We start from the raw sequence: 21,241 nt of genomic DNA on the forward strand, positions 1-21,241 counted from the left end.
GCCGATCGGTCAGAGACGGCGGGGACCGGTGTCGGGACGGGTGGCCGAGGGGCCGAGCGTGATCTCGGCGTGCAGGACCGCCACCCCGTCGGGGCGAGCCAGCACCGGGTTGAGGCGCAGCGACCGTACGCGTGGTTGCTCGTCCACCAGCCGGCCCACCCGTTGGAGCAGGTCGGCCAGCGCGGCCCGGTCGACCGGGTCCGCGCCCCGGTAACCGTGCAGCAGCGGCGCGGCCCGTGGCCCGTCGATCAGCGCGGCGGCGTCCCGGTCCGTCAGCGGTGCCGCCCGCCAGGCCCGGTCACCGAGCAACTCGGTCGCCACCCCGCCGAGCCCGAAGCCGACCACCGGGCCGAACACGGGATCCTCGACCGCCTCCACCACGCACGCGACCCCCGGTGGCACCATCGGCTGGACCAGCACCCCGGCACCGAACGGTTCGGCGATCTCCCGGTACGCACGGCGTACCGCCTCGTCGTCGGCGAGGCCCAGGCGTACCGCGCCCAGGTCGAGCCGGTGCCGCAGTCCCTCCCTGGCCGCCTTGAGCACCACCGGGTAACCCCGGACGCGGGCAGCCTCCACCGCCGCCTCGACGGACTCGGCCACTGTGGACGGCACGACCGGGATCCCGTACGCGGCGAGCAGCCGCTCGGCCAGCCCGGTCCCACCGTCGGTCAGCGCGAAACCCGCCGCCTCGGCGTCGACGCCGGCCAGTTCGGGCAGCTCACCCATTGGTTCACGTAACCAGCCGGCGTAGCCGGTCATCCGGGCCAGGGCCCGTACCGCCTCCTCCACCGACGGGTACGACGGCACCCCGGCCGGCGGTCGCCCGACCGGGAAGGTCACCACCGTCGGCCGGTCCCCGGCCAGCGCCACGCTCGCCACCGCCGAGGTGAAGTCGGCGTCCTCCCCCACGAGCTGACCCGGCAACGGCGGGGCGAAGTGCACCAGCAGGGCGTCGACCTCCGGGTCCACCGCGGCGTCGGCGAGCGCGTCGGCGAAGTCGTGCGCGGTGGCCTGTGGCTCGACGTTGCGCGGGTAACCGGCGGCGACGGTGAGCCCGTACGCCCGGCAGGCGATCGCGGCCAGGTCGGCCAGTGCGGTGGAGTTGCCGACGATCCCGATCCGCCGGCCGGCCGGCAGCGGCTGCTGCGCCAGCAGCACCCCGACGTCGAAGAGTTCCGCCACGGTGTCGACCCGGATCACGCCGGACTGGGCGTACAGGGCGGTCATCGCCGCAGCGTCCGGACCGGCGGGCACGGAATCCGACCGGGGCTGCACGGACGCGGGCTGGCGGGTGGACGAGGCGAGCGCCACCACCGGTTTGGTACGGCCGATCCGGCGGGCCAGCCGGGCGAACTTGCGCGGATTGCCGAAGGTCTCCAGGTAGAGCAGGATCACGTCGGTTCCGGGATCGTCCTGCCAGTACTGCAACAGGTCGTTGCCGGACACGTCGGCCCGGTTGCCGGCGGAGACGAAACTCGACAGGCCCAGCCCACGGCGTTCCGCCTCGGCCAGCAGCGCCACCCCGAGCACACCGGACTGGCTGAAGAAGCCGACCCGCCCCGGGGACGGCAGCCGGGGCGCGAGGGTGGCGTTGAGGCGTACCCGCTCGTCGGTGTTGGCGACACCCAGGCAGTTCGGCCCGACCACGCGCATGCCGGCGGCGTGCGCGGCGCGGATCAGGTCGCGCTCGGCGGCGGCGCCGGCCGGTCCGGACTCGGCGAAACCGGCCGAGACCACGACCAGGCCGTGCAGGCCGGCACCGGCAGCGTCGGCCACCACACCGGGTACGGCCTCTGGCGGCACCGCGACGACCGCCAGGTCCAGCGGTACGCCGGCAGCAGCCGCCGTCGGGTACGCGGGCAGCCCACCCACCACGGCCGCGCTCGGGTGCACCGGTACCAGGTGTCCGGTGAAACCGCCGTCGCGCAGGTGCCCGAGGATGGCCGCCCCGATGCCCTGACCGGTGGCGCTGGCCCCGTACACGGCGATGCCGGTGGGTGCGAGCAGCCGGGCGATCGACCGGGCCTCGGTCAGGTGCTCCCGGCCCCACTGCACCCGTAGCGACGCCTCGGTGGGGGCGATCGGGAAGCTGAGGTGGACCACACCGTCGGCGTACTGGCGCTGCACCAGGTAGCCGAAGTCGGCGAAGACCCGCAGCATCATCGCGTTGGACGGCAGCACCTCGGCGACGAACCGGGTGATCCCCTCCCGGCGGGCCGCCTCGGCCAGGTGTTCCAGCAGCACCGGTCCGATGCCGCGCCCCTGGTGGGCGTCCTCGACCACGAACGCGACCTCGGCGTCGGTCGCGCCGGGGCCGAGCCGGTCGAACCGGCCGACGGCGAGGATCCGCTCCCCCGCGACCACCACGAACGCCTCCCGGTCGTGGTGGTCGACGGTGACGAACCGGTGCAGGTCCCGCTCCGGAATGCGCGGGTACGGCGAGAAGTAGCGCAGGTAGCGGGTGCGGTCGGAGAACCGGGAGTGCATGGCGACGATGCCGGCCGCGTCGTCTACGCGGATCGGTCGCAAGTGGACGGTGGTGCCGTCACGCAACAGCACGTCTGCCGAGCGGTCCGGTGGGCCCTCGACCACGCTCGGGTCGCCTCCCATCACCTGCTCGGCTCTCAGTCCCTGGGGTCGTGCGGGTCCAGCCCGTGCAGCGGGAAGACCGCCTTGCGGGTGGCCAGGATGGCCCGGTCCACCCCGTCCGGCTCGCCGGTGGGCTGCCACGGCTCGTACGCCGGGTCGACGTTGTCGGTCATCCGCAGTGGTACGTCCCGCTCCGGTCGCCGGGATCGGGCCAACGCCCGCCAGGCCGGTGGGGTGAGCGCGGCCGGTTCGATCGGGTCGCCGGTGGCGATCGCCAGCAGGTGCGTCCACGCCCTCGGCACCACCTCGACCAGGGCGTACCCGCCGCCGCCGGTGGCCACCCAGCGTCCCTCGCAGAGTTCGTCGGCGAGCGCCCGCAGCGCCAGGTAGCTGGCCCGCTGCCCGTCGACGGAGAGCCGCAGGTCGGCGAGCGGGTCGAGCCGGTGACTGTCCGCGCCGCACTGGGTCACCAGGATCTGCGGCTCGAAGGCGCGCAGCACCGACGGGACGATCGCGTGGAAGGCGCGCAGCCAGCCGGCGTCGCCGGTGCCCGGCGGCAGGGGCACGTTGACCGCGCTGCCCTTGGCGGCGGGGCCACCGGTCTCGTCGGAGAAGCCGGTGCCGGGGAAGAGCGCCAGCGGGGTCTCGTGCAGGCTGACCGTCAGCACCCGTGGGTCGTCGAGGAAGATCTCCTGCACCCCGTCGCCGTGGTGCACGTCGACGTCAACGTACGCGACCCGCTCGGCGCCGAGGTCGAGTAGCCGGGCGATGGCCACCGCCGGATCGTTGTAGACGCAGAACCCCGCAGCCCGGCCGGCCATGGCGTGGTGCAGGCCACCGGCGACGTTGACCGCCCGCCGGGCCTCGCCGCGCCAGACCGCCTCGGCGGCGGCCAGGCTGGCCCCGGCGATCAGGGCGCTCGACTCGTGCATGTTGTCGAAGATCGGGTTGTCCGAGGTGCCGAGGCCGTAGCCGGAGAAGAACGGGTCGTCCGGGGCGGCCCGGACCGCGTCCAGGTAGTCCGGCCGGTGCACCCGGGTCAGCGCCGCCTCGTCGGCCGGTGTCGGCGCGACGACCCGGACGCCGGCCCGGTCGAGTACGCCGAGCTCTCTCGCCAACGCGACGGTCAGCTCGACCCGGACCGGGTCGAGCGGGTGCTCACCCAGGTCGTAGGCGAGCAGGGACTCGTCCCACATCACCACCGTGCCATCCGACATGGCGCCATCGTCGCACGCTCCGGGGCCCGCTCCCAGACGCATCCGCTCTCGGGCGGATGCGGATCGGGCCCCGGTCGAGGGCGGGATCAGGTGCCGGTGCCGGTGGCCACCGGGCGGTCCGGGTCGGTGAGCCACTGGCTCCACGAGCCGACGTAGAGGGCGGCGTCCTCGTACCCGGCGAGGTGCAGGGCGAGCACCGTATGGGCGGCGGTCACCCCGGACCCGCAGTACGCGCCGACGCGTACGCCGGGCTCGACGCCGGCCTCGGCGAACCGCGACCGGAGGGCGGTGGCGGCCCGCAGCCGCCCGTCCGAGTCGACGTGCTCGGTGGTCGGGAGGTTCACCGCGCCCGGGACGTGCCCGGCTACCGGGTCGATCGGCTCGGTCTCGCCCCGGTAGCGCGGGGCGGCCCGGACGTCGAGCAGCACGCCGTCACCGGCGGCGAGCGCGGCCGCCGCCTGCGCGTCGAGCACCGGCAGGCCGCCCGGGCGGACGGTGACGTCTCCCGGCGGTGGTGCCGGCACGTCGGCGGTGACCGGCTGACCAGCGGCAACCCAGGCCGGGTAGCCGCCGTCGAGCACCCGGACCTCGGTGTGCCCGGCCCAGCGCAGCGTCCACCAGGCGCGCGCGGCGGCCAGCCCGTCACCGGCGTCGTAGACCACCACCGGGTGGCCGGTGCGGACCCCGGCGGCGCGCAGCACCCGCTGGAGCGCGGCCGGATCGGGCAGCGGGTGCCGCCCGTCGGTGCCGGGCGTACCGCACAGCTCGGCGTCGAGGTCGACGAAGACCGCTCCGGGCAGGTGCGCGGCGACGTAGTCGTCCCGGCCGGGAGGGCCGGCGAGACGCCAGCGCACATCGAGTACGGTGGGTGCGGCCGTGGCGGCCGGCTCCGGGTCGGCCAGTTCCCCGGCGAGGGTGGCTACGTCGACCAGAAGATCATCTGTGGCGGGCATGACACTCAGTCAACACCATCACATTCGGTGGATACGAACGCGAGACGCCCCGTTCGGGCTACGGCTGCGTGTCGGTAACTCGGGGTAGCATTGACTACCGGGAGGGCGGCTGACGTGAACGACCTGGTCGATACGACTGAGATGTACCTGCGCACCATTCTCGAACTCGAAGAGGAAGGTGTGCCGGCCCTGCGCGCGAGGATCGCCGAGCGGCTGCACCAGAGCGGTCCGACCGTCAGCCAGACCGTGGCGCGGATGGAACGCGACGGCCTGCTGACCCTCGAGGACGACCGGCACCTGCGGCTCACCGCGTCCGGTCGTGGCCTGGCCATCGCCGTGATGCGCAAGCACCGGCTCGCCGAGCTGCTGCTGGTCAACGTCATCGGCATGCCCTACGAGGAGGCCCACGAGGAGGCCTGCCGGTGGGAGCACGTGATGAGCGACGCGGTGGAGCAGAAGGTATACGACCTGCTCAACCGGCCGACCCGGTCGCCGTACGGCAACCCGATCCCGGGGCTGGAGGCGCTCGGCAGCGCACTGGACTCGGCGACCGCGGAGAGCCCCGACGCGGAACGCAACCTCGCCTTCCCCGGTCTGACCGGCCCGGTCGTGGTCCGGCGGATCTGCGAGAGCGTGCAGACCGACGGGGACGTGCTGCGTCAGCTGCACGCCGCCGGGGTCGACCCGGGTGCCACGGTGACCGTGGCGCAGGAGCGCGACGGGGTCACCATCGACCGCTCCGGTGACAAGATCCGGCTGCCGCGTGAGGTGGCCTCGCGGGTCTTCGTCGCCGCATCCTGATCTCCGGTCCGGCACCCCCGGACCACCCCATGCCGGTCACCACGCGGTGGCCGGCCGTCAGGCCTTGACGGCGTCGATCTCCTTGGCCAGGGTGACCAGCTTGCCGGCGAGAGCGTCCGCCGCCGGCTTACCCTCCCCGGCCGGGAAGGTGTAGCGGAGGTTGATCATCCGGCCGTCCGCGGAGAGCCACGACACCTCGACGCCCGCCCCGTAGTCCTTGCCCGCCGGCAGCGACAGCCGGTACGCGGCCTTACCCAGCCCCTTGACGCTCTGTCCCCCCTTGGGCATCTCGTCGGCGAAGACGGCCGAATCGGCGGTGGTCGGCGTCACCGACAGCGCCAGATCGGGGCGGCTGGCCTCCTCGGACTGGAGCACACAGGTGCTCGTCTTGCCCGAGGTGGTGGAGGCGGACACGTCGAACAGGGTGCCGATCGCCTTCTCCACCGCCGGGTAGTCCAGCAGCTGGCAGACGCCACCACCGGCCGAGGCCGGCAGCTTCACGACCGGCGGGATGGGCAGCGGATCGTTGCGGGTCGAGGCGGCGGACTCGCCACAGCCGGACAGCACCAGCAGTCCGGCACCGATCAGTAAGAGCCGCCCGCGCACAGTAACCTCCCGCTCGGCCCGGCCGGGGGCGGCCGGTGAGTCCGTCGGACACCGTACGGGGTCGGGCGGTAGGGGCGAAACCCCCCACCCGGACAAGGCGCTCAGCGAATGGAAATTCGTCCATGCGGGCAGCGATCCACTCCGGGCTGGCGTGGATCCACTCCGGGTCGGCGCGGAGCTACCCCGGCAGCCGGGCCACTATGTGCTTGGCGATCTCCAGCGAACTGGTCGCGGCCGGCGACGGCGCGTTGAGTACGTGCACCTGGCGGTGAGCGGCCACGATCAGGAAGTCGTCGACCAGCGACCCGTTCCGGGCGATCGCCTGGGCGCGTACGCCGGCCGCGCTCGGCACGAGATCCCGCTCGGTCAGCTCCGGCACCAGACGGGCCAGGCTGGCGGCGAACAGTTGCCGGGACAGCGAGCGGCGGACCTCGGTCAGGCCGTACCCGAGGTGTTTGCGGGCCAGCCGCCACAGGCCCGGATAGCTGACCGCGTCGGCCAGTTCCCGCAGGTTGACCCGCCCCCACGAGTAGCCCTCGCGGGCCAGCGCCAGCACCGCGTTCGGGCCGGCGTGCACGCTTCCGTCGATCATCCGGGTCAGGTGTACGCCGAGAAACGGGAACTGCGGGTCGGGCACCGGGTAGATCAGGCCACGCACCAGGTCCCGCCGTTCCGGCCGCAACTCGTAGTACTCGCCCCGGAACGGGACGATCCGCGCGGACGGGCTGACCCCGGCCAGCCGCGCCACCCGGTCGGCGTGCAGCCCGGCACAGTTGACCAGTACGTCCGCCACCACCTCGCCGACCGTACTGGTCGTCACCACCAGTTCCTCGGCTCCGGCCGGGCCTCCGCCACGGGTGCTGATGCCGGTGACCCGGGCGCCGAGCCGGATCCGGGCGCCCGCCTTCTCCGCCAGGCTGGCCAGGGCTGTGCAGACCGCGGTGAAGTCGACGATGCCGGTGGACTCCACCCGGAGCGCCGCGACGCAGCGGACCGCCGGCTCGTACTCGGCGGCCTCGGCGGGGGTGAGCAGTCGGACCGGCAGCCGGTTGGCCAGCGCCCGTTCGTGCAGGGCCCGCAACCGGGGCAGTTCCGCCTGGTCGGTGGCGACGATGAGCTTGCCGCAGCGCTGCACCGGGATGTCCTGCTCGGCGCAGAAGTCCACCATGGACTGGCTGCCGGCGCGGCAGAGTTCGGCCTTGAGGCTGCCCGGTTTGTAGTACACCCCGGCGTGGATCACACCCGAGTTGTGGCCGGTCTGGTGGGCCGCCAGCCGGGACTCCTTCTCCAGCACGGTCACCTCGGCGTCCGGCCGGTCGAGGATTATCCGGTGGGCCGTTGCCAGCCCGACGATGCCGCCACCGATGACCACGTACCTCGCCATGGGCGCAGACGCTACCGGCTGACGGGGCCGCCGGGAGCCGGGTCACCGGCCGGCTCGTCGTCGACGTACGGACAGTGCCGGCATCCCCGTCCGCAGCACGTACCCCGGCGGGCCAGGAATCCCGCGGTGAGGACGAAGAGGCCGGTCGCCGGGTCGGGGTAGCCGGCCTGCCCGGCGGCCAGCGCGTCGGAGTGCGCGGCCAGGATCGACGACCGCAGCGGGTGGTCCGGTGCCAGCCGGGACGGGTGCGGCCGGTCCAGCGGCCGGGGTGCCAGCGGCAGTCGCCGCCCCTGCTCGCCATCACCCATCCCGCGAGGCTACGCCCGGCTGGCGGACCCGCACCGCAGCGAGTCCGGCACTGCCTGTCGGCTGCCGGCGCCACCGGCGAGTCCGGCTCCCCCGAGCGAGCCGGACTCGCGGCCACGGTCGGTCAGGTGGTGGCCCGCCGGATGGTCAGCAGCCCGGCACCGGCCAGCAGCAGGGCGAGCAGTGCGGGCCAGCCGGCGAACAGGGTGAGTGCGGACTGGTCGCCGAACCAGCGCCCGACCGCCAGCCACCACCCCTGCCAGGTGATCAGTACGGCCGGCAGGCCGAGCAGGGACAGCAGCGAGATGCTCAGCACGTACAGGCCGCTGATGCCCCAGCGCTTCATCACCAGGGCAGCGAAGATCCCGAAGAAACCGAGCACCAGGAACGGCACCATGTAGATCAGGATCTGCAGCACCGGGTTGTCGCTGTTCAGGAACGACGGGGCGAAGAACCCCATCGAGATGCCCCACCCGTCGGTCGCCCGCTCGACCAGCTTGCACAGGTAGAGCATGACCCCGAAGAGCAGCGACTCACCGAGCAGCAGCAGCGAGACGGCGGCGTAGAAGGTCCGCCGGGTCACGCTCAGCCCGAGCGAGAACGGGAAGAACTGCGTGATCGACTGGCCGGCGCTGACCATCGTCACGATGTAGACGCTGACCAGCCCACCGGTCTGCGGCCCACCCTCGATGTCGTCGCCGATCCCGGTGAACAGGACCAGGTTGAACACGAAGCTGGTGAGCAGGATTCCCCACGGCCAGGCGAGCAGGGTCGGCCAGGTGATGAGGTGGACCCGGGTCGCGGGAAGGACACGGTTCATCGGGGGTCACCCTTTCCTGCGGTACGGAGGTTGCCGGCGCCGTTCGACGTACTGGTGAGCCGGACGACGAGTTCCTGCAACGACACCGGTGCCAGTTCCAGCCCGAGTCCGGTGACCCGGTCCCGCTCCACCGGGTCGAACCGACCGCGCAGGGTGGCGCGTACCAGGTTGCCCAGCCGTTCGCGGTGCAGTTCCTCCGCGTTCGCGGCGACCTGTTCCACGGCCGCCACCGGCCCGGAGACCGTGACCAGCTCGGTACGGAGATCCTCCGCGCTCTCGTCCAGCAGGATCTTCCCCCGGTCGATCAGCAGCACGTGCTCGATCAGGTTGCTGACCTCGTCGATGAGGTGGGTGGAGAGCACGATGGTGCGGGGGTGTTCGGCGTAGTCGGCGAGCAGCCGGTCGTAGAAGATCTGCCGGGCGGTGGCGTCCAGCCCGAGGTACGGCTCGTCGAAGAAGGTGAGCGGCGCGCGGGCGGCGAGTCCGATGATCACGCCGAGCGCGGAGAGCATGCCCCGGGAGAGCTTGCGCACCTGTCGCCGTAGCGGCAACTGGAAGTCGTCCACCAGGGCGGCGGCGAACTCCTCGTCCCAGCCGGGGAAAAGCAGTCGGGCGGCGGTGAGCGCGTGCCGTACCTGGAAGTTCTGCGGGTAGGTCTGGCTCTCCTTGATGAAGCAGACCCCGGCAAGCACCTCGTCGTTCTCGTACGGGTGCTGCCCGAGCACCGACAGTTCGCCGGAGGTGGCGAAGTTCTGTCCGGTGAGGATCTGCATCAGGGTGGTCTTGCCGGCGCCGTTGCGGCCGAGCAGGCCGTGGATGGTGTTCTCGGTCAGGGTGAAGCTGACGTCGTCCAGCGCGGTCGTCTGACCGAATCGCTTGGTCACGCCCTGGGCGGTCACGACCGTGCTCATCGCTCCCCCTCCCGGAGGTCGATCATCGACTTGAGTTCCTCGGCGCCGATGCCGAGCCGGCGCGCCTGCGCGAGCAGGGGTTGGACGTACTGGTCGGCGAACTCTTCACGGCGCCGTTCCCGCAGTTTGGCGCGGGCGCCGGTGGAGACGAACATCCCGATTCCTCGTTTCTTGTACAGAACGCCGTCGTCGACAAGCTGGTTGACGCCCTTCGCGGCGGTGGCGGGGTTGATCCGGTGGAAGGCGGCCAGCTCGTTGGTCGAGGGGACCTGGGTCTCCTCGGGGAGGCTGCCGTCGATGATCGCGGTCTCCAGCAGCTCCGCGACCTGGAGGAAGATCGGCCGACCCTCTTCCATCACCCGCACCCGCCCGCTCGAAGGTCGAGCCGACCGGGCCAGCCGAGGTTAGCCGGTTCATTACTCATGTAACTAACCATGTAACCAAGCCGCCCGGATGTCAAGTCCGGATACTCGCGCGGAAAGTCGATCGCCCCGGTTCGACGGCCATGCCACGATCGTTGGCCGGAGCCCCTCGACGGCGTCCGCCCGTCAACCCTCGGAGAGGCGGCACAGGTGACGCGACAGCTGGCGCCACCCGCGCGGGTCGGGACGGCAAGGCCGACATCGCTCTGGCGCAGCAGGAACTTCCTCCTGCTCTGGAGCGGCCAGACGGTCAGCGAACTGGGCACCCGGATCTCCGGCATAGCGATCCCGCTGCTCGCGGCCAACGACCTCGACGCCAGCGTGTTCCAGATCTCCCTGCTGACCTTCCTCGCCTGGCTGCCGTACCTGTTGTTCTCGCTGCCCGCCGGGATCCTCGCCGACCGGGTCGACCAGCGCCGGCTGATGATCTTCTGCGATCTGGGCCGGATGGCGCTGATGCTGTCGCTGCCCCTGGTCGCGCTCGGCGGAAAGCTGACGCTGTGGTACCTCTACGGCGTCGTGGGGCTCTCCGGGGTGCTCACCGTGCTGTTCACCGTCGCCTACCGCAGCCGGCTCCCTCGGCTCGTCGCGGCCGACCAGCTCGTCGACGCCAACGCGAAGCTCGGGATGAGCCAGGAGTTCGCCGAACTCGTCGGCGCGAGCATCGGCGGTGCGCTGATCGGGCTCGTCGGCGCCGCCCGGACCTTCTTCAGCAACGGAATCGCCTTCCTGGTCAGCGCGCTGACCCTGTGGCTGATCCGGGAGACACCCGCCGAGAGGGAACCGGCCGAACCGGACGCCGCGCGGGTTCCGCTGCGAACCGCGATGATCGACGGCCTTGCCTTCGTCCGCCACCAGCCGATCCTGCGTCTGATCCTGGCCTGCACGACCACGTCCAACTTCTTCGTCATGGCGTCAGGCTCCATCGAGGTCACCTTCATGGTGCGCGAGCTGCACGCCTCGTCCATGCTGGTCGGACTCGTCTTCACGCTCAGCGCGCTCGGCGGCCTGGTGGCCGGCGCCCTGGCGAGCCGCCTGTCCGGCTGGATCGGGTCCGCCCGGATCATCTGGGTGGCGATGGCCGCACCGGGCCCGCTGTACCTGCTCATGCCGCTGGCCCAGCCCGGCTGGGGGGTGCTGCTCTACGGCCTCGGCCTCGCCGCGTTCTCCGCCAACGCGGTCCTGTTCAACGTGGCCGCGATGACGTACCGGCAGCGCATCACCCCGCCCGGTCTGCTCGGCCGGGTCAACGCGGCGTTCCTGTGGATCTGTCTCGGGGCGGTTCCGCTCGGCGCGCTGTTCGGGGGCGTACTCGGCAGTCGGCTGGGTCTGCGGGAGACACTGTGGATCTGCGTACTGGGCACCTGGAGCGCGGCGCTGTTCGTCGTCTTCTCACCGCTGCGGAAGATGCGGGACATGGTGCCGGACTGAGTTCCCGGCGGGGAGGGCCGTCGTCTCAGCCGAACCAGGTCATCGCCTGGCCGTGGCCACGGGTCCAGGCGAGCGGCTTCCCGTCGAGCGCGAGCACGTTGTGCATCGCCTCGCTCGGCGGCTGCGGCAGGTCGTCGTAGGGCAACACGTCCGGCGCCTCGTTCGCGATCCAGTGCCCTGGCAGGTCGCGTACCAGGTCGACGAACGCCTCCCGGCGCGGCGGCGGCACCTGGTAGAGCACCGAGGTGTGGAACACCACCAGCGTCGCGTCGGCCGGTGCCCGCGCGGCCAGCGCCGGCAGGTCGTCCACCAGATCACCGCGTACGAGTGTCGGTGGCTCGGCCGAGGCCACGGCGGCGGCGGCGCGTAGCCGGGCCCGGCGGTGCGTGTGCTCCGGCCAGATCAGCGAGTCGAGCCAGCCCACGTCCGCGGGATCGGTCACGTCGAGCGGGTTCAGGTCCAGGCCACCCCGCCACACCACCTCGGGTACGCCGGTCGGCAGCGGCACCCCGGTCGCCTCGCACTCGAGTCTCGGCTCACCCGTACCGAGCAACCGGTCGCCGTAGCGGTAGGCGTACCGGTCGGGGTAGAGGCAGAGCCCGGCCGACGCACCGACCTCCAGCAGGGCGAGCGGCTGCGGCAGCGCGGCGAGCACCGGCAGCAGTACGGCACACCGCCCGGCCTCGTTCGTCTGGGTGGCCCTGGACCGGATCTGCGCCTCGATCGCCGGCCAGTTCTGCACCACGTACTCGTGGAACGCGGCGGGATCGTCGACCGGGCCACCGAGCAGTCGTACGACGCCGAAGAGCAGGTTCGGCTGCCGTTTGGCCGGCGGCAGCGTACGGAGCAGTGCGATCAGCTCGTCGTCACGGGAAACCGCGAGCGACAGCCGCTCGTACGCGGTCGACACCCCGCGCGCCTCACGTACCCCGAACTCGACGTAGACCTCGGCGATCGTCATCCCCCGATGATCGCAGGAACTCCTGCCCACCCGTGCCCGTCGGCACCGGGCGACGGCGAAGGGGAGCCGGGCGGCTGCCCGACTCCCCTTCGTCCTGACGGTGTTCCGACGTTCACCCCGTCCCGACGGACAACCCGTCAGGTGCGGCGGTCAGGCTCAGCTACAGCCCGAGGTGGAGCCGCAGCCCTCGCAGACGTAGCAGCTACCGGCCGGGCGCATCTTCGTGCCACAGGTGAAGCAGAGCGGTGCGTCCGCCGCCTTGCCCAGCACCGATTCGAGCAGCTCGGTCGAGGATCCGATCCGGACCCCCAGCTGCTTGGTCCCGGTGGACTCGACCGACACCGGCTCGGCCACCGGCGCCGCGGGAGCGGCCACCGGCTCCGGCTTGACCTCGGCCGGAGCCGTCACCGGAGCGGAGGACGCCATCACGGACAGCTCCAGGTTGTTCTCCGCCTCCGCCTCGGCCCGCAACTGCGCGGCCCGCTCGGTCGCGGTGAAGATGCCCAGTTCGGCGCGGCGCTCGTACGGCAGGAAGTCCAGTGCCAGCCGGCGGAAGATGTAGTCCATCACCGAGGCGGCCATCCGGATGTCCGGGTCGTCGGTCATCCCGGCCGGCTCGAACCGCATGTTGGTGAACTTGCTGACGTACGTCTCCAGCGGGACGCCGTACTGCAGGCCGATCGAGATGGCGACCGAGAAGGCGTCCATCACCCCGGCGAGCGTCGAGCCCTGCTTGGACATCTTGAGGAAAACCTCGCCCAGACCGTCGTCCGGGTACGACGACGCGGTGAGGTAGCCCTCGGCACCGCCGACCGAGAAGGAAACCGTCTCCGACGGGCGCTTCTTCGGCAGGCGCTTGCGTACGGGGCGGTACTCGATGACCTTCTCGACGACCTTCTCCGCGCTGACCGGCGCAACCTCGGCCGGGGCGGTCTCCGCTGCCTTGGCCGGCTTGGCCACCGAGAGCGGCTGGCCGACCTTGCAGTTGTCGCGGTAGATCGCCAGTGCCTTGAGGCCGAGCTTCCAGCCCTCGAAGTAGATCTCCTCGACGTCGGCGACGGTGGCCGCCTCCGGCATGTTGACCGTCTTGGAGATCGCGCCGGAGATGAACGGCTGGACCGCGGCCATCATCCGGACGTGCCCCATCGGTGCGATCGAGCGCTCGCCCATGGCGCAGTCGAAGACGGCGTAGTGCTCCGGCTTGAGGCCGGGCGCGTCGACGACGTGGCCGTGGTCGGCGATGTGCTCGACGATCGCCTCGACCTGCTCCTCGGGGTAGCCGAGGCTGCGCAGGGCGCGCGGGACGGTCTGGTTGACGATCTGCATCGAGCCGCCGCCGACCAGCTTCTTGAACTTGACCAGCGCCAGGTCGGGCTCGACGCCGGTGGTGTCGCAGTCCATCATCAGGCCGATGGTGCCGGTCGGTGCGAGCACCGACGCCTGGGCGTTGCGCCATCCGTTGCGATCGCCGAGCTTGTTGCCCTGCGTCCACTGCTTGGTGGCCTCGCGGACGATCGCGGTGGCGACCGCGCCGGACGGCTTGATCTCGTCGTTGGCGGCGGCGTGCTTGCGCATGACCCGCTTGTGCGGTTCGGCGTTGCGGGCGTACCCGTCGTACGCGCCGACGACACCGGCCAGCTCGGCCGAGCGGCGGTACGCGGTGCCGGTCATCAGCGAGGTGATCGCCGCGGCAACCGAGCGCCCGGTCTCCGAGTCGTACGGGTGGCCGGTCGCCATCAGCAGCGCGCCGAGGTTGGCGTAGCCGATGCCGAGCTGCCGGTACGCCCGGGTCGTCTCGCCGATCTTCTCGGTCGGGAAGTCGGCGAAGCAGATCGAGATGTCCATCGCGGTGATCACGAACTCGACCGACTGGACGAACTTCTCCACCTCGAAGCCACCGTCGGCGCGGAGGAACTTCATCAGGTTGAGCGACGCCAGGTTGCACGAGGAGTTGTCCAGGTGCAGGTACTCCGAGCACGGGTTGGAGGCGGTGATCCGCCCGGTCTCCGGGCTGGTGTGCCAGTCGTTGATGGTGTCGTCGTACTGCAGGCCGGGGTCGGCGCACTCCCAGGCGGCCTGGGCGATGGTGTGGAACAGCCCCTTGGCGTCGACGGTGTCGATGACCGCGCCGTCGAGCCGGCCGCGCAGGTCGAACGTGCCGCTGCCCTCGACCGCCCGCATGAACTCGTCGGTGACCCGGACCGAGTTGTTGGCGTTCTGGTACTGCACGCTGACGATGTCGGAACCGCCGAGGTCCATGTCGAACCCGGCGTCACGAAGGGCACGGATCTTGTGCTCCTCGCGTGCCTTGGTGGTCACGAACTCCTCGATGTCCGGGTGGTCGACGTCGAGGATGACCATCTTGGCCGCGCGCCGGGTGGCGCCACCGGACTTGATGGTGCCGGCGCTGGCGTCCGCGCCGCGCATGAAGCTGACCGGGCCGGAGGCGGTGCCGCCGCTGGAGAGCAGTTCCCGCGAGGACCGGATCCGGGAGAGGTTCACCCCGGAGCCCGAGCCGCCCTTGAAGATCAGCCCCTCTTCCTTGTACCAGTCGAGGATCGAGTCCATCGAGTCGTCGACGGCCAGGATGAAGCAGGCGCTGACCTGCTGCGGCGAGGCGGTGCCGACGTTGAACCAGACCGGCGAGTTGAAGCTGAACACCTGGTGCAGCAGCATCCAGGCCAGCTCGTGCTCGAAGATCTCGGCGTCGGCCGAGGTGGCGAAGTAACCGTGCTGCTCCCCCGCAGCCCGGTAGGTCTTCACCACCCGGTCGATGAGCTGCTTGAGCGACCACTCCCGTTCCGGGGTGCCGACGGCACCGCGGAAGTACTTGGTGGTCACGATGTTGGCCGCGTTGACGCTCCACGACTCCGGGTACTCGACCCCGCGCTGCTCGAAGTTGATCGAGCCGTCCCGCCAGTTCGTCATGACGACGTCCCGGCGCTCCCAGGTCACCTCGTCGTAGGGGTGCACCCCCTCGGTGGTCCAGACCCGCTCGACCTTGAGTCCGGTCGTGGTAGCCGCCCGTGAACGGCTCTTGTTCGCTGTCATACCTTCCCCCGCCATCTCATCCGCCCCCTTACCGGCACGGTCCGCCGCCGTGCCACCGACATGATCAAAAATCCAAGAAGCTAACTGGTACGGCCACCGGCCGGCTCCGCTGGCGCCGGGATCGCCGACCCCTGCGGTGCATCGGTCCGCGCCGTACGGGCAGCCGCCGCCGCGCGCAGCGACTCGATCTCGCGCTCGAAGTCCCCCAGGGAGTCGAACGAGCGGTAGACGCTGGCGAAGCGGAGATAGGCCACCTCGTCCAGTTCCCGCAGCGGCCCGAGGATGGCCAGGCCCACCTCGTTGCTCGGGATCTCGGCGGCGCCCTTGGCCCGGACGGTCTCCTCTACCCGCTGCGCGAGCAGAGCGATCCTGTCCTCGTCGACCGGGCGGCCCTGGCACGCCTTGCGTACCCCACCGATGATCTTCGTACGGCTGAACGGCTCGGTCACCCCGCTGCGCTTGACGACGGCGAGCACCGCCTCCTCGACGGTGGTGAACCGCTTGCCGCACTCCGGGCACGACCGGCGGCGGCGGATCAACTGGCCGTCGTCGGCCTCACGCGAGTCGACGACCCGGGAGTCGGCGTGCCGGCAGTATGGACACCGCATAGCCGACCTCCTTTCACCGCACTGTGGGGTGCCCGCCATCCCCCGGACACCAGGACAGCCGGCGGGACCCACTGCGAGGTGGTCGTCGCCGTGCTGGTGAGCGGGAAGCTGTGGGTAGTCGAACCCAACCTGTGGACGACTTACACCCTTGTCACTACTACATCTAGGGGTCGACCGTATGCCGCAGAGCGGCCGGGGTCAAGTTACGGGCGGGTCCCGCGCGTCGGGCGTTATCTTCCCAACACCACCGGTCGGCCCCGGGTTACCGGCCCCCGACAGACGGTCAGACAACCACCGCGTGTCACCCCGAAAACCCCGAGAGTCACTCCTCTCGCGGCAGCTTCAACCGCTGCCCGGCATGGATCGTGTAGTCGTCGAGCCCGTTCAGTCGGCGGATCTCGGCGATCACCCGGAACGGCTGCCGGCTCGGCCGGTGCCGCTCGGCGACCGACCAGAGCGTGTCGCCGGGAAGCACCACGGCGGTGGGCGCCGGACCCGGCGGATCGGACGCCCGGGAGGAAGGGGCGAGCGCCACCGCCAGCCCGGCCGCGAGAATCAGGAAAAGACCGACCAGCACCACCCGACCACGTCGGGTCAGGCGGAGTCGACCACCCTGCGAGGGCCGGGAGATGTCCGGTGCACCCACGCTGACCTCCAAGATCGTACGTCAGTTCGATAGAACAGACGTACGATGGTGTATCAGAACAGGCGTACGGATGTCGAGCGTGCGGGCACGACACGCCGACGCCACGTCGTACAGATGTTTGAAACTGTCCGATCTCACCTATACGGTCGTGAACAACCGATCCCGGCCGGCACACGGCCGCACGGGATCCGGGCCATGCGCACCACGTGCCACACCGGCACCACCGCCGAGCAGGGAGGACGGACGTGTCGACCGACGACCGGACGAACCGGCAGCAAAACCCGCAAGAGGCCGCCGCTGGATCCGGCGCCACCTCGGCCCGCCGCCGCGGCCCCGCCCGCGCCCGCGCGGCCGAGCCCACCCTGCGGGCCGTCACCTCGGTGGTGAGCCACTTCCCCGACCTGGTCAGCGCCGACCTGACCGCCCGGCAGCGGCGGATCCTGGAGTTCATCCGGGACTGGGTGGAGCGCTACGGCTACCCGCCGAGCGTGCGCGAGATCGGCGAGGCGGTCGGCCTGGTGTCCCCGTCCAGCGTTGCCTACCAGCTCAAGGAACTCGAACGGAAGGGCTTCCTGCGGCGCGACCCGAACCGCCCCCGGGCGGTGGACGTACGCCCACCCAGCGACCTGATGGACGACGAGGCCGCCCGCGCACAGCGCCCCACCCCGGCGTACGTGCCGATGCTGGGCCGGATCGCGGCCGGTGGTCCGATCCTCGCCGAGCAGGCCGTGGAGGACGTCTTCCCGCTGCCCCGCGAGTTGGTCGGCGAGGGCGAGGTGTTCATGCTCAAGGTCAAGGGCGACTCGATGCTCGACGCCGCGATCTGTGACGGCGACTGGGTGGTGGTCCGGCAGCAGCCGACCGCCGACTCGGGCGAGATCGTCGCCGCCATGCTGGACGGCGAGGCGACGGTGAAGACCTACCGTCGGCGGGACGGGCACGTCTGGCTGATGCCGGCGAACTCCGCTTTCGACCCGATCCCCGGCGACAGTGCCTCGATCATGGGTCGGGTGGTCGCCGTACTCCGCCGGATCTAGCGTCCGGCAGCACGCTCACAGCCGTCGCGGTGCACCCGGGCCACCATCGTGGCCCGTACCGCGACGGCTTCGACGTTCCCGCCGAGCAGCAACCGGTCGGCAGGGGTGGCTCAGCGCCGGCCCTGCTCCGGATAGCCCTGGTCGGGGTAGCCCTGGTCGGGGTAGCCCTGCTCCGGATAACGGGGTGCCGGGCGAGGCTGCCCGTACTGACCGTTCGGCTGGCCGTACCCGTTCACCGGTCGGTCGTTGCGCCGGTCGCCGGCCTGACCTCGGGGGTCTGCGGGCGGGTAACCACCACGGCCTCCGCCGTAGACGGGATCCGGCGCGCCGCCGCCCCCGGGTGCCCGCGTACCGGCTCCGCCGTAGACCCCGCCGCCGGGTCCGGCGGTCTGGGGTCGGGGCTGGCCGCCGTAGACCGCGCCGCCACCACCCTGCTGGCCGCCGTAGACGCCCGCCTGGGGTCGGCCGGAGGGCTGCTCGTAGCCGCCACCGGACTGCGGTGGATAGGCACCGCCGGGCGCACCGGTCCACCCGCCGTCCTGGGCACCCCCGCCGCCGTACGTGGTGCCGCGTGCCTGCCCCGACGGGTCCGCCGGTAGGTCACCGACGCCCGCGCGACCGGTCCTCGGCCCGTCGCCGTCCGGCTCCGCTGGCTCGCCCGCCCGCTTGCGCCGGGACCGGACGATGCCGAAGATCCCGAGCCCGACCAGCAGGGCACCGAGCACCCCGACGGCACCGATCAGGTACGTGATGTCGGTCAGGGTGAGCTGCGAGGTCCAGGACTTGCCGCTCGCGCTCGTACCGCCCGTGGTGCCGCCGGCTGCGGCCGGTGCCTCGGCGACCTTCTCCGACGGGACGTAGCTCTGGATCACGACCTCGGCGTCGTCGGCGAGACTGCCGACGTCCGAGACGGTGACGAAGGCGGTGCCGTCCGGGGTGTACGCGATCGACTCGCCGAAGGCGTCGGCCAGCGGCGTCATCCTCGGCTTACCCGAGGTCAGGGCCTTGACGATGTCGCCGTCGGTTACGTCCCACTCGAACGCGTCCGCGTAGGTCCGCAGCACCACCCGGTTGCCGTCCGGTGACCGCGCCGCACCGGTGATCATCAACCGACCGGTGACGGTGAGCAGGTTCTCCGTCGTGCTCTTCGGCAGGGTGATCTCGCCGGCCAGTTCCATCGGCACGCCGGTGGCGTTGTCCTTCGGCAGCGGTGCCGGCGCCCGGTAGATCTCGCTCTTCTCGGTGCCGGTCTTGGTGATGATGTACGGCGTACCGTCCTCGCCGAGCAGCAGTGCCTCGGCGTCGTGCGGCTTGCCGCCGGGATAGGCCAGCCGGTGCAGCACCGGCTTGCCGGTCCCCTCCAGCGGCAGGCTCCAGAGCACCACGCTGGTACGCCGCTCGGCGGCGTCGACGTTGTCCCCGATGTCGGCGACCCAGAGGGTCTTGCCGTCCGCGGAGAGCGCCAGGTCCTCCGGGTCCCGCGAGCCCTTGCCGGTGTACGGGACGGCCCTGGTCACCTTGCACTTGCTGCTCAGGAAGAAGATCTGGTCGTGGCTCTGCACCTCGGTGCTGTCGTTGATCACGACGTAGCCGGTCTTGGTGGCGACCATGCCGGACAGTTCGTTCGTCCGACTGTCGTCGATGGTGCACACCTTGGCCGGCGCGGCGAGCGCCGGGGCTCCAGTCAGCCCCAGGCACGCGCCGACCACACCACCGACAACCACGACCGAGGAGAGGACACGCCGCATCGGCCAAGTGTCGCACGTCGCGTAGACACGGCGGGGAGGCCGTGATCCTTCGACCCGAAGCTGCCGTTCGGGCAGTTTCAACCTACTCCCCGGAGGCCCGATATGGGGTCAATTCGGCTGCTAACGCCTCGTCGACCCGCACGTGCAGCAGGGTCCCCTCGGCGAGGTGTGTCGTGCCGAGTACCTCGCCGCGCCGATGGATCCGCGCGACCAGGTCACCCCGGGCGTACGGCAGCACCGCCCGCAGCTCGACCGCCGGCCGCGGCAGCCGGGCCTCGATCGTGGCCCGAAGCTCGTCGATGCCCCGTCCGGCCCGCGCGGAGACGAAGATGGCGTCCGGCCACTCACGCTTGAGCCGGAGCAGCATCTCCTCGTCGGCGGCGTCGGTCTTGTTCACCACCAGCAACTCGGGCAGCTTGTCGGCGCCCACCTCGGCGAGCACCTCACGGACCGCGCGTACCTGCTCCTCGGGATCCGGGTGCGCCCCGTCCACCACGTGTACGACCAGGTCGGCGTCGGCTACCTCCTCGAGCGTCGAACGGAACGCCTCGACGATCTGGTGCGGCAGGTGCCGGACGAAACCGACCGTGTCGGAGAGGGTGTAGACCCGCCCGTCGGCTGCTTCGGTGCGGCGGGTGGTCGGGTCCAGGGTGGCGAAGAGCGCGTCCTCGACCAGCACCCCCGCCCCGGTCAGCCGGTTCAGGATGCTGGACTTGCCGGCGTTGGTGTAACCCGCGATGGCGATCGCCGGTACGGCGTTGCGACTGCGCCGGGCGCGCTTGGTCTGCCGTACGGTGCGCATGTTCTTGATCTCGCGCCGCAGGCGGGAGATGCGGTGGCGGATCCGGCGCCGGTCGGTTTCCAGCTTGGTCTCACCGGGACCACGGGTGCCGACACCGCCACCCGCGCCACCGCCGCGACCGCTGCCGCCAGCCTGCCGGGACAGGCTCTCACCCCAACCACGCAACCGGGGCAGCAGGTATTCGAGCTGGGCCAGCTCGACCTGCGCCTTGCCCTCCTTGCTCTTGGCGTGCTGGGCGAAGATGTCCAGGATCAGCGCGGTCCGGTCGACGACCTTGACCTTGGTGCGCTGCTCCAGGTTGCGTAGCTGGGACGGGGAGAGCTCCCCGTCGCAGATCACCGTGTCCGCGCCGGAGGCGAGCACCTCGGCGGCGAGATCCTCGACCTTGCCCCGACCGATGTACGTCGCCGGGTCCGGTCGGGTACGCCGCTGGATGAGTCCCTCGAGCACCTCGGAACCGGCGGTCTCGGCGAGCGCGGCCAACTCGGTGAGCGAGTTCTCCGCGTCGGTCATGGTGCCCTCGGTCCAGACCCCGACCAGGACCACCCGCTCCAACCGGAGTTGCCGGTACTCGACCTCGGTGACGTCGGTGAGCTCGGTGGAGAGTCCGGCGACCCGGCGCAACGCCTGGCGGTCCTCCCGCTCCATCTCACCGGTGGTGACCTCCTCGCCGAGCAGGGCGTCGAGGTCCTGGTCGGTCAGCGGAGCGAAGCTTTCCTGATTTCGCAAGCGGGTCTCCTGTCCGTTTGATCCCTGGCCCCAATCGTGACACGCTCCGGCACCGATCGCACCGGCATAATCCGGCACCCGGACTGATCGCCTCGTCAGCCCCAACCAGTGGGTAACCCACTGAAAAGGGGCGTTTGCGGGCTGATGAGGGTCGTTTACGGCACTCGCGGGGGATGCGCCGCAAGCGGTCCGTACGACGCGGGTAAGAATGCGAAG

General features: G+C 71.2%; 18 protein-coding genes. 3 read left to right on the plus strand and 15 right to left on the minus strand.

All coding sequences use genetic code 11. The features are described from left to right. Positions 1-9: 9 nt before the first annotated feature. From AB0J90_RS21815 to AB0J90_RS21825, 3 genes are all read right to left on the minus strand, one after another. A complete protein-coding gene (locus AB0J90_RS21815; protein WP_363598513.1) occupies positions 10-2,613 on the minus strand; it encodes a GNAT family N-acetyltransferase in 2,604 nt (867 codons plus the stop codon). 14 nt (positions 2,614-2,627) lie between these two features. Then, the gene (locus AB0J90_RS21820; protein WP_363598515.1) at positions 2,628-3,809 is read right to left on the minus strand and encodes an acetoin utilization protein AcuC; all 1,182 of its coding nucleotides are present in this window, start codon (positions 3,807-3,809) and stop codon (positions 2,628-2,630) included. Between the two features lie 86 nt (positions 3,810-3,895). Then, entirely contained in the window at positions 3,896-4,762 is an 867-nt protein-coding gene (locus AB0J90_RS21825; RefSeq protein ID WP_363598517.1) for a sulfurtransferase, read from the minus strand. Positions 4,763-4,876: 114 nt separating this feature from the next. On the opposite strand from AB0J90_RS21825, the gene AB0J90_RS21830 reads away from it, so the two are divergent. Continuing rightward, entirely contained in the window at positions 4,877-5,563 is a 687-nt protein-coding gene (locus AB0J90_RS21830) for a metal-dependent transcriptional regulator (protein WP_363598519.1), read from the plus strand. A 57-nt stretch (positions 5,564-5,620) separates the two neighbouring features. Here the strand turns inward: AB0J90_RS21830 and AB0J90_RS21835 are convergent, their stop codons facing one another. The 6 genes from AB0J90_RS21835 to AB0J90_RS21860 all read right to left on the minus strand — a co-directional run bounded on the left by AB0J90_RS21835 (position 5,621) and on the right by AB0J90_RS21860 (position 9,946). Beyond that, positions 5,621-6,169: a hypothetical protein gene (locus tag AB0J90_RS21835; RefSeq protein WP_363598521.1), complete on the minus strand. Its 549-nt coding sequence runs from the start codon at positions 6,167-6,169 to the stop codon at positions 5,621-5,623. Between the two features lie 178 nt (positions 6,170-6,347). Next, complete coding sequence (gene lhgO, locus AB0J90_RS21840) at positions 6,348-7,553, minus strand: L-2-hydroxyglutarate oxidase (RefSeq protein ID WP_363598523.1); 1,206 nt, start codon at positions 7,551-7,553, stop codon at positions 6,348-6,350. Between the two features lie 11 nt (positions 7,554-7,564). Continuing rightward, positions 7,565-7,861 (minus strand): DUF5522 domain-containing protein, encoded by a 297-nt coding sequence (locus tag AB0J90_RS21845; RefSeq protein ID WP_363598525.1) that lies wholly within the window; start codon positions 7,859-7,861, stop codon positions 7,565-7,567. 122 nt (positions 7,862-7,983) lie between these two features. Beyond that, on the minus strand, positions 7,984-8,679 hold the full coding sequence (locus AB0J90_RS21850) for an ABC transporter permease (protein WP_363598527.1): 696 nt from the start codon (positions 8,677-8,679) through the stop codon (positions 7,984-7,986). After that, on the minus strand, positions 8,676-9,590 hold the full coding sequence (locus AB0J90_RS21855; protein WP_363598529.1) for an ABC transporter ATP-binding protein: 915 nt from the start codon (positions 9,588-9,590) through the stop codon (positions 8,676-8,678). Before AB0J90_RS21855 ends, AB0J90_RS21850 begins: the two co-directional genes overlap by 4 nt. Further along, positions 9,587-9,946 (minus strand): GntR family transcriptional regulator, encoded by a 360-nt coding sequence (locus AB0J90_RS21860; RefSeq protein WP_363598531.1) that lies wholly within the window; start codon positions 9,944-9,946, stop codon positions 9,587-9,589. Before AB0J90_RS21860 ends, AB0J90_RS21855 begins: the two co-directional genes overlap by 4 nt. 216 nt (positions 9,947-10,162) lie before the next feature. Here AB0J90_RS21860 and AB0J90_RS21865 point away from each other — a divergent pair, with 216 nt between their 5' ends. After that, positions 10,163-11,443: an MFS transporter gene (locus AB0J90_RS21865; protein WP_363598533.1), complete on the plus strand. Its 1,281-nt coding sequence runs from the start codon at positions 10,163-10,165 to the stop codon at positions 11,441-11,443. Between the two features lie 25 nt (positions 11,444-11,468). Here AB0J90_RS21865 and AB0J90_RS21870 read toward each other — a convergent pair whose 3' ends face one another. From AB0J90_RS21870 to AB0J90_RS21885, 4 genes are all read right to left on the minus strand, one after another. Further along, entirely contained in the window at positions 11,469-12,404 is a 936-nt protein-coding gene (locus AB0J90_RS21870; RefSeq protein ID WP_363598535.1) for a DUF2332 domain-containing protein, read from the minus strand. Positions 12,405-12,560: 156 nt separating this feature from the next. After that, positions 12,561-15,470, minus strand: coding sequence for a vitamin B12-dependent ribonucleotide reductase (locus AB0J90_RS21875; protein ID WP_363598537.1), 2,910 nt, complete (start codon positions 15,468-15,470; stop codon positions 12,561-12,563). Positions 15,471-15,535: 65 nt separating this feature from the next. Next, on the minus strand, positions 15,536-16,063 hold the full coding sequence (gene nrdR / locus AB0J90_RS21880) for a transcriptional regulator NrdR (RefSeq protein WP_363598539.1): 528 nt from the start codon (positions 16,061-16,063) through the stop codon (positions 15,536-15,538). Between the two features lie 322 nt (positions 16,064-16,385). Further along, positions 16,386-16,709: a LysM peptidoglycan-binding domain-containing protein gene (locus AB0J90_RS21885; RefSeq protein ID WP_363598541.1), complete on the minus strand. Its 324-nt coding sequence runs from the start codon at positions 16,707-16,709 to the stop codon at positions 16,386-16,388. A gap of 245 nt (positions 16,710-16,954) precedes the next feature. Between AB0J90_RS21885 and lexA the strand changes: the two genes are divergently transcribed. Then, positions 16,955-17,746, plus strand: coding sequence for a transcriptional repressor LexA (gene lexA, locus AB0J90_RS21890; protein ID WP_363598542.1), 792 nt, complete (start codon positions 16,955-16,957; stop codon positions 17,744-17,746). A 110-nt stretch (positions 17,747-17,856) separates the two neighbouring features. Here lexA and AB0J90_RS21895 read toward each other — a convergent pair whose 3' ends face one another. After that, positions 17,857-19,494 (minus strand): hypothetical protein, encoded by a 1,638-nt coding sequence (locus tag AB0J90_RS21895; protein ID WP_363598544.1) that lies wholly within the window; start codon positions 19,492-19,494, stop codon positions 17,857-17,859. Positions 19,495-19,576: 82 nt separating this feature from the next. Further along, positions 19,577-20,944: a GTPase HflX gene (gene hflX / locus AB0J90_RS21900; RefSeq protein ID WP_363598602.1), complete on the minus strand. Its 1,368-nt coding sequence runs from the start codon at positions 20,942-20,944 to the stop codon at positions 19,577-19,579. Positions 20,945-21,241 lie beyond the last annotated feature (297 nt).

Origin of the sequence: Micromonospora sp. NPDC049523 (assembly GCF_040676775.1) — a bacterium.
Classification (GTDB): Bacteria; Actinomycetota; Actinomycetes; order Mycobacteriales; family Micromonosporaceae; genus Micromonospora_G.